The following is a 7,789-nucleotide window of genomic DNA, read 5'->3' as shown; positions in this document are numbered from 1 at the left end:
TGATGTACTGGATGATTGGCGGCTTCGGTGGCGTGAATTGGGAACAGGGCTGGCTAATGTTGTTGCTGGTGCCTGCCATCGTCTGGGGCTGCTTTCAGGCAGCGCCGCTGAACATCCTGGTGCTGGGCGAAGTTTCTGCTAGCCAACTGGGACTGCCGCTAACCTTCTGGCGCAACATCCTGGTGATCGCCATCGGCTGGATGGTGGGGGTGAGCGTGGCGCTGTCTGGGGCCATCGGCTTTATCGGCCTCGTTATCCCCCATATGCTGCGTCTGTGCGGGATTACCGACCATCGCTTGCTGCTGCCTGCTGCGGCCGTGGCAGGCGGCGCTACGCTGCTTATTGCCGACATCATTGCGCGTCTGGCTCTGACCGCAGCAGAGTTGCCGATTGGTGTTGTCACCGCTACGCTGGGAGCACCGGTATTTATCTGGCTATTATTAAAAGCGGGCCGCTAAGGCTGCCACTCTGAACATCAACCTGAGGGAATGTTATGCCGAACGATATTCTGAACACCGAAGTGACGACCATTGATGGGGAAAAGACCACTCTGGAAAGCTACAAAGGCAAAGTGCTGCTGGTGGTTAACGTGGCCTCTAAATGCGGTTTGACGTCCCAGTATGAGCAACTGGAAGCGATGCAAAAGGCGCGGGAAAAAGAGGGGTTCAGCGTGCTGGGCTTCCCTTGCAATCAGTTCCTCGGCCAGGAGCCAGGCAGCGAAGAAGAGATCAAAACATTCTGCAGCACAACCTATGGCGTGACCTTCCCGATGTTCAGTAAAGTGGATGTTAACGGTGAGAACCGCCATCCGGTTTATCAGAAGCTGATTGCGGCAGCACCGACCGCCGTGGCGCCAGAGGGCAGCGGTTTTTATGAACGTATGGCCAGTAAAGGCCGCGCGCCGCTTTCGCCGGAGGACATCCTGTGGAACTTCGAGAAGTTCCTGATCGGTCGCGACGGGAAGGTGATCCAGCGCTTTTCACCGGATATGACGCCAGACGATCCGGCCATCACCTCTGCGGTTGAAAAGGCGCTGGCCAGCTAATGACCGTCCTGATGCAGCTCAGCGCCGTAGCGGTGAAAGGGCGGCTGGGCCCGCTCGATAGCACCGTCAATGGTGGGGAGATCGTTCATCTTGTCGGGCCGAACGGTGCCGGGAAAAGCACGCTGCTCTCCCGTATGGCGGGTTTAACCGGTGGTGAAGGGAACATTACCTTACTGGGGGAACCCCTTTCGCGCTGGTCTCCCGCCTCGCTGGCCTGCCGCAGGGCATATCTGGCACAGCAGCAAACTGCGCCGTTCGCTATGCCGGTCTGGCACTATCTGACGCTGCATCAGCACACCAACCCGCAAAAGGGGCTGTTAAGTGACGTGGCAGCGATGCTGGGTATTGAAGATAAGCTGTCCCGAAACGTCAGTCAGCTTTCGGGGGGAGAGTGGCAGCGTGTGCGGCTGGCAGCGGTGATCCTGCAAATCCATCCCCAGGGCAATCCCCACGGTCAACTGCTGCTGCTGGATGAACCCATGACCAGTCTCGATGTGGCCCAGCAGGTAGCGCTCGACAGAACATTGAGCGCACTTTCACAGCAGGGGGTTGCGGTAGTCATGAGCAGTCACGATCTCAACCATACGCTACGCCACGCGCATCGCGTCTGGCTGCTGAATCGGGGGCAACTCATTGCCAGCGGGGCGCGTGACAGCGTGCTGACGCCGCCGAATCTGGCGAAAGCGTATGAGATGTCTTTCCGCCGCCTGGACATCGAAGGTCACAGAATGATCATTTCGACGTCACAGGAATAACCGCTTGTTGCACAGCGACATATTCACAGGCTAAATTACAGAAAATTCAAAAAATCAGAGGATTCGTCGGGAATGCGATTCTGTTTTCTCCTGGTAGCCGCGCTATTTCTTGCAGGATGCAGCAGCCATCGCGCACCGCCGCCCAACGCGCGGCTGTCTGATTCTATCGCCGTAATTGCCGGTCTTAACGATCAACTCCATAGCTGGGGAGGCACGCCTTATCGTTACGGCGGCATGACCCGTGGTGGGGTGGATTGCTCGGGGTTTGTCCTGCTGACCTTTCGCGACAAGTTTGCCCTGCAGTTGCCGCGAGAAACGCGCCAGCAGGCAACTATAGGCACCGAAATTGATAAAGACGATCTGTTACCGGGCGATCTGGTGTTCTTCAAAACCGGCTCCGGAGAGAGCGGCCTGCATGTCGGGATCTACGATACCGATAATCAATTTATACACGCCTCGACCAGCCGCGGTGTAATGCGTTCGTCTCTCAACAACGTTTACTGGCGCAAAAATTTCTGGCAAGCCCGGCGTATTTAACCCCGTCGCGCCAGGCGGGCGCGACGTAGCATAATTTTTAAATGAGATTCGTTTTAAGGCTTAATTTACCGGGAGGCCAGAGGTCTGAATTAATTTGATGCAATTCTGGTAGTTAAGCTAAACTGGCTATTAAGCAGCAACCAGGATAAGATTATTTCAGGGCTAAGGAAAATCCGAAAATTAAAAGGAACGAATGAAATTATTCCTATTAAAATCCATAAGGTTGAATTGCTTCAGCATATGATTCAGGATGTCATGTATCGTCTTTAAATCAGGACGGATGCCATGATTGTGATGCTGGATATTGCGTACCAAACAGAATTTTTATTAGTCCCTGCGCGCCATGACTCAGGAGCGCTTAAAGGACTTGAAATAAACGTCAACTTTGTTGGCGTTAACAACCAGGTGCGCATACCTACCGAGCTGGTGCGGCCTATGCTAATCCCTGTACAGGAGTTGATGCTGTTTCAGGAGCAGCTCGCCTTGCTTGAAACCTGCAAGCTCTTTTTTATTCAGCAACAGCTCATCGCCTGGATAAATATCTCCCCGGTTATCGTTGAATACCTGTTAACTGAAGACGAAGGTGTTTCAATATGTGAACGATATCCATGGCTGGAGTTCACCATTTATGAGAACTACCCTGACCTTAATAAAGGTAATTTAAATAACACGCTAATGAATTTTGCGCTGCGCTTTCCGCTGGTGTTGGGTAATTTCGGAACCGGGGATGCGTCAACCAAAGCCATTTTTGATGGCATGTTTAAACGCGTGGCGCTGGATAAAAATTTCATTCAGAATCATCTTACTGAAAATACCTTCGATCCTTTTTTACGGGCTATCTTTGCCCAGGTATCGCCGTACTGTCAGTCGCTGATGGTGGCGGGCGTTAATGATGAGATCGCCTTGCAACGGCTGTCGGTTTACGGCTTCAGTGCCATGCAGGGCAACCTCTGGCCTGCCGTTCCCCTTGAGCGGATCACGTCCCTGGTGCAGTGATAACCTTGGTCTTAACCGGTGTTTAACATCTGACAAACCCACTACACTAAAAGCAGGAGGACCTATGACCCTGTCTTTTACCGCGCACTGGCATGATGAACTACCCGGTTTTTACACGGCCCTGAAACCCACGCCCCTGAACAATGCCCGTCTAATCTGGCATAACACGGCGCTGGCAGACGAACTGGCAATCCCGGCCTCGCTCTTTCGCCCTGAACAGGGCGCTGGCGTCTTTGGCGGCGAAACGCTGCTGCCGGGCATGCAGCCGCTGGCGCAAGTCTACAGCGGGCACCAGTTCGGCGTCTGGGCCGGACAACTGGGTGACGGGCGGGGGATCCTGCTTGGCGAACAGCAGCTTGCCAATGGCCAAACGATGGACTGGCACCTGAAAGGGGCCGGGCTCACGCCATACTCGCGTATGGGCGACGGTCGCGCCGTGCTGCGCTCCACCATCCGCGAAAGCCTGGCTTCCGAGGCGATGCATGCCCTGGGCATTCCCACTACCCGTGCACTGTCGATTGTCACCAGCGATACCCCCGTCGCGCGTGAAACGATGGAGCAGGGGGCCATGCTGATCCGTGTTGCCCAGAGCCATGCCCGTTTCGGCCATTTTGAACACTTCTACTATCGCCGCGAGCCGGAAAAAGTCCGCCAGCTGGCAGATTTTGTTATTCGTCACTACTGGCCGCAGTGGCAGGGCGAGGCCGATAAGTACATTCTCTGGTTCCGCGACGTGGTGGCGCGTACCGCATCTCTGATCGCCAGCTGGCAGACGGTGGGCTTTGCTCACGGCGTAATGAATACCGATAACATGTCGATTCTCGGGCTGACTATCGATTATGGCCCATACGGTTTCCTCGACGACTATCAGCCGGGTTATATCTGCAACCACTCAGACTATCAGGGGCGTTACAGCTTTGATAACCAGCCTGCTGTCGGGCTGTGGAACCTGCAGCGTCTGGCCCAGTCTCTGTCGCCGTTTATTGATGTTGAAGCGCTCAACGACGCGCTGGATGGCTATCAGGAGGTGCTCCTGCAGCAATACGGCAAACTGATGCGCCGCAAGCTGGGGCTGATGACCGAGGAGAAGGGCGATAACACCATCCTGAATAACCTGTTTGCGCTGATGGCCCGGGAAGGCAGCGACTACACCCGCACCTTCCGCATGCTGGGGCAAACCGAACAGCAGAGCCCCGCTTCGCCGCTACGCGATGAGTTTATCGACCGTCAGGCCTTTGATGACTGGTATGCGATTTACCGCACGCGCCTGCAGCAGGAGAATGTTGCCGACGATGTGCGTCAGGCCCAAATGAATGCCGTCAACCCGGCGATGGTGCTGCGTAACTGGCTGGCGCAGCGGGCGATCGAGCAGGCTGAAAAAGGCGATTACGCTGAGCTTCATCGCCTGCATGAGGCCCTGCGGACGCCGTTTGCTGACCGTAACGATGACTATATCAGCCGCCCGCCAGACTGGGGCAAGCGGCTTGAGGTGAGTTGCTCAAGCTAACGCGTGAGAATACCGGCTGCGGTAGCGAAGGGATTATTTTGTGAGGATGAGTTTTCCGGCATGTGTCTGGCGCAACAGGTAGTGCTGACCATGATGCTCAATGATGACGCGTCCCTCTTCGCCCAGCAGCTGTTTACTGTCGATACGGCGATCGGTCGCCTCCGGGGCTGGCGCGGTTTTGTCTTCATGACGGGTAAGCGTTGCTGCACTGTTATCCATAGGTGACATATAATTTTTTAAAATAGCAATCAATATAACATTGATAATTATTATCGATAAACTGCCCGGTCCAGCAACTCTTTTTGTGAGAAAAGGTGAGAGGCTTGAGAGATACGACCTGAAAAAAAGCCCGGTGGTGCTTAACTTACCGGGCCTACGGTAGGGGTTTGTAGGCCGGGTAAGGCGTAGCCGCCACCCGGCGCAGGTGCTAAAAGCGTGAGTCCACCGCCGCCGCCAGTTTATCCAGCAGCACTTCAGTATCTTCCCAGCTCAGGCAAGGATCGGTGATTGACTGTCCGTAAGTAACAGGCTGGCCGACCACCACTTTTTGCGTACCTTCGCGCAGGAAACTTTCCGCCATCACCCCGGCAATGGCGCTGGAGCCGTTGCGGATCTGCTGGCAAACCTCGTCGCAGACGTCGAGCTGGCGACGGTGCTGCTTCTGGCAGTTACCGTGGCTGAAATCCACCACCAGCTGTTCCGGCAGGTCGAACTCGCGCAAGGTATCGCAGGCTTCCGCGATATCCTGGGGATGATAGTTTGGCTGTTTGCCGCCGCGCATAATGATGTGGCCGTAGGGGTTGCCGCTGGTCTGATAGATGGTCATCTGACCGTTCTTGTCCGGCGACAGGAACATATGGCTGGCGCGGGCGGCGCGGATGGCATCTACCGCGATGCGGGTATTGCCGTCGGTGCCGTTTTTAAAGCCCACCGGGCAGGAGAGCGCCGAGGCCATTTCACGGTGGATCTGGCTTTCGGTGGTACGGGCGCCAATCGCCCCCCAGCTGATGAGATCGGCAATAAACTGCCCGGTCACCATATCGAGAAATTCAGTGGCGGTAGGCACGCCAAGTTCGTTGACCTGCAATAGCAGTTTACGTGCCAGCTGGATGCCGTGATTGACCCGGTAGCTGCCGTTTAAATCGGGGTCCGAGATCAGCCCCTTCCAGCCTACCACCGTGCGCGGTTTCTCAAAGTAGGTACGCATCACGATCTCCAGCCGTGACTGGTGCTTATCCCGGAGTCCTTTCAGGCGCTGGGCGTAGTCCATCGCGGCGTCTAGATCGTGAATAGAGCAGGGACCGACAATCACCAGCAGGCGGCGATCGTCCCCATTAAGGATTTTTTCAATACGTTTGCGTGACGTTGTCACGTGTTCGGCTACTGTCGCAGAAACAGGGTACCGCTGGGCCAGCTCTGCTGGCGTCACCAGGCTATCGATACGCGCTGTGCGCAGTTCATCGGTTTTATTCATGGTATTTCTCAGAATGTAGTGCTTCATCGGTAACTTACCGGGAAATGATGGGCATCACCTTAAACCAATCCCCGCTGATTTCAAGTGCAGGGCACAGACGTGCCCTGTAATGGGGAGCGAGTATAAAGGATTATGAACTAATGTACTAGCCTGTTAGTACATGCGGCGATACAGGCCCATAATATCGAGAATTTTGGTGGCGATCTCTTCGACCGAATAGTTGGTGCTGTTCAGACACGGAATATTGTTTTTTCGGTACAGGGCTTCGACTTCAGCCACCTCCATACGGCACTGGCGCATCGAGGCGTAGCGGCTGTTTTCCCGGCGCTCTTCACGGATGGCCGCAAGGCGTTCCGGGTTAATGGTCAGACCAAACAGCTTATGTTGCAGGGGTTTTAACGCTGCCGGAAGCACCAGATTATCCATGTCATCGGCGATGAAGGGGTAGTTGGCGGCGCGGATCCCGAACTGCATCGCCAGATAGAGGCTGGTAGGGGTCTTACCGCAGCGCGACACGCCGAGCAGAATGACCTGGGCCTGATCGAGATTACGCAGCGAAATGCCGTCGTCATGGGCGAGAGTGTAATCGATGGCGGCGATACGCGCGTCATATTTAATGATGTTAGCCGGGTTCAGGCCGTGGGTGCGGTGCGCCACCGGGGTGGGGTCCAGCTTCATCTCCTGTTGTAGAGGGGCCACCAGCGCCTGGACGATATCCTGGCAAAAGCCTTCGCTCTGCAAAATGATCTGGCGAATCTCCGGGATGACAATCGAATAGAAGACCAGCGGGCGCACGCCGGTCTGCTGAAAAATGGCATCGATTTGATCTTTCACCGCTCTGGCGCGGCTCTCGTTTTCCACAAAAGGCAGGGTGATACTGTTAATGGAAACCGGGAACTGCGACATGACTGCGTGGCCCAGTACTTCGGCGGTGATGGCCGTACCATCGGAAATATAAAAAACGTGGCGATCGACAGCATTATCCATTTTGCACACTCGGTATATCAGATGTAATTGACTGAAAGCATAAATTAAAAAAGTAAAATACAACAGGCAATGTAGGCCGGAAAATAAAAATGAAACGCTATTTTTATTTTAAATGAAAGGGGTGTTTCATTTTTCAAAATCACCCTAAAGTCTGAGTATTTTTGTGGGAATCCATAAGAATCATTAGGTTAGCATTTAAGCGGGAAGAGTCTGAAAAGCTAAAAAATAAATGTGCTTACACGATTCACCGTTTTTTTAGCGCGAATAAATATGACAGTATAAATACGCAGTAAGGAACTTCTCAAAACCCGTTCATATATCATAAAAGGATTGTTTCGATGTCCAACAATGGCTCGTCACCGCTGGTGCTTTGGTATAACCAACTCGGCATGAATGATGTAGACAGAGTTGGAGGCAAAAATGCCTCCCTGGGTGAAATGATTACAAATCTGTCCAGTATGGGTGTCTCCGTACCGAATGGATTTGCT

Annotated in this window: 10 protein-coding genes; 7 read left to right on the top strand and 3 right to left on the bottom strand. The window is 54.1% G+C overall.

What is annotated here, in order from left to right; all coding sequences use genetic code 11:
* The 6 genes from WFM46_RS21860 to selO form a co-directional block, all read left to right on the top strand.
* Positions 1–458: iron chelate uptake ABC transporter family permease subunit (locus tag WFM46_RS21860; RefSeq protein WP_336998530.1), on the top strand; the 458-nt coding region annotated here is incomplete at its 5' end.
* Between the two features lie 35 nt (positions 459–493).
* On the top strand, positions 494–1,045 hold the full coding sequence (locus WFM46_RS21855; protein WP_325940088.1) for a glutathione peroxidase: 552 nt from the start codon (positions 494–496) through the stop codon (positions 1,043–1,045).
* Entirely contained in the window at positions 1,045–1,800 is a 756-nt protein-coding gene (gene btuD, locus WFM46_RS21850) for a vitamin B12 ABC transporter ATP-binding protein BtuD (RefSeq protein WP_336998529.1), read from the top strand. Before WFM46_RS21855 ends, btuD begins: the two co-directional genes overlap by 1 nt.
* Before the next feature lie 72 nt (positions 1,801–1,872).
* On the top strand, positions 1,873–2,337 hold the full coding sequence (locus WFM46_RS21845) for an NlpC/P60 family protein (protein WP_103179311.1): 465 nt from the start codon (positions 1,873–1,875) through the stop codon (positions 2,335–2,337).
* Positions 2,338–2,622: 285 nt separating this feature from the next.
* Positions 2,623–3,333, top strand: coding sequence for an EAL domain-containing protein (locus WFM46_RS21840; protein ID WP_336998528.1), 711 nt, complete (start codon positions 2,623–2,625; stop codon positions 3,331–3,333).
* 64 nt (positions 3,334–3,397) lie between these two features.
* A complete protein-coding gene (selO, locus tag WFM46_RS21835; protein WP_336998527.1) occupies positions 3,398–4,840 on the top strand; it encodes a protein adenylyltransferase SelO in 1,443 nt (480 codons plus the stop codon).
* Positions 4,841–4,873: 33 nt separating this feature from the next.
* Here selO and hemP read toward each other — a convergent pair whose 3' ends face one another.
* The 3 genes from hemP to ppsR all read right to left on the bottom strand — a co-directional run bounded on the left by hemP (position 4,874) and on the right by ppsR (position 7,301).
* Positions 4,874–5,110, bottom strand: coding sequence for a hemin uptake protein HemP (gene hemP, locus WFM46_RS21830; RefSeq protein WP_336998532.1), 237 nt, complete (start codon positions 5,108–5,110; stop codon positions 4,874–4,876).
* Between the two features lie 157 nt (positions 5,111–5,267).
* Entirely contained in the window at positions 5,268–6,314 is a 1,047-nt protein-coding gene (gene aroH, locus WFM46_RS21825; protein ID WP_103181075.1) for a 3-deoxy-7-phosphoheptulonate synthase AroH, read from the bottom strand.
* Between the two features lie 153 nt (positions 6,315–6,467).
* A complete protein-coding gene (gene ppsR / locus WFM46_RS21820) occupies positions 6,468–7,301 on the bottom strand; it encodes a posphoenolpyruvate synthetase regulatory kinase/phosphorylase PpsR (protein ID WP_336998526.1) in 834 nt (277 codons plus the stop codon).
* A 338-nt stretch (positions 7,302–7,639) separates the two neighbouring features.
* On the opposite strand from ppsR, the gene WFM46_RS21815 reads away from it, so the two are divergent.
* Positions 7,640–7,789, top strand: a 150-nt coding sequence (locus tag WFM46_RS21815; protein WP_336998531.1) for a hypothetical protein, incomplete at its 3' end; no start/stop codon positions are given.

The sequence above is a fragment of the Leclercia sp. M50 genome (assembly GCF_037150775.1).
Lineage (GTDB): Bacteria > Pseudomonadota > Gammaproteobacteria > Enterobacterales > Enterobacteriaceae > Enterobacter.
The sequence above is the reverse complement of the archived record's forward strand: the minus strand, read 5'-3'. Positions and strand labels throughout refer to the sequence as shown.

Bases quoted from the DNA above. Each gene is read 5' to 3' on its own strand.
- WFM46_RS21845 (WP_103179311.1), top strand. From the start codon at position 1,873: ATGCGATTCTGTTTTCTCCTGGTAGCCGCGCTATTTCTTGCAGGATGC.
- aroH (WP_103181075.1), bottom strand. From the start codon at position 6,314: ATGAATAAAACCGATGAACTGCGCACAGCGCGTATCGATAGCCTGGTG.
- btuD (WP_336998529.1), top strand. From the start codon at position 1,045: ATGACCGTCCTGATGCAGCTCAGCGCCGTAGCGGTGAAAGGGCGGCTG.
- WFM46_RS21840 (WP_336998528.1), top strand. From the start codon at position 2,623: ATGATTGTGATGCTGGATATTGCGTACCAAACAGAATTTTTATTAGTC.
- WFM46_RS21855 (WP_325940088.1), top strand. From the start codon at position 494: ATGCCGAACGATATTCTGAACACCGAAGTGACGACCATTGATGGGGAA.
- selO (WP_336998527.1), top strand. From the start codon at position 3,398: ATGACCCTGTCTTTTACCGCGCACTGGCATGATGAACTACCCGGTTTT.
- ppsR (WP_336998526.1), bottom strand. From the start codon at position 7,301: ATGGATAATGCTGTCGATCGCCACGTTTTTTATATTTCCGATGGTACG.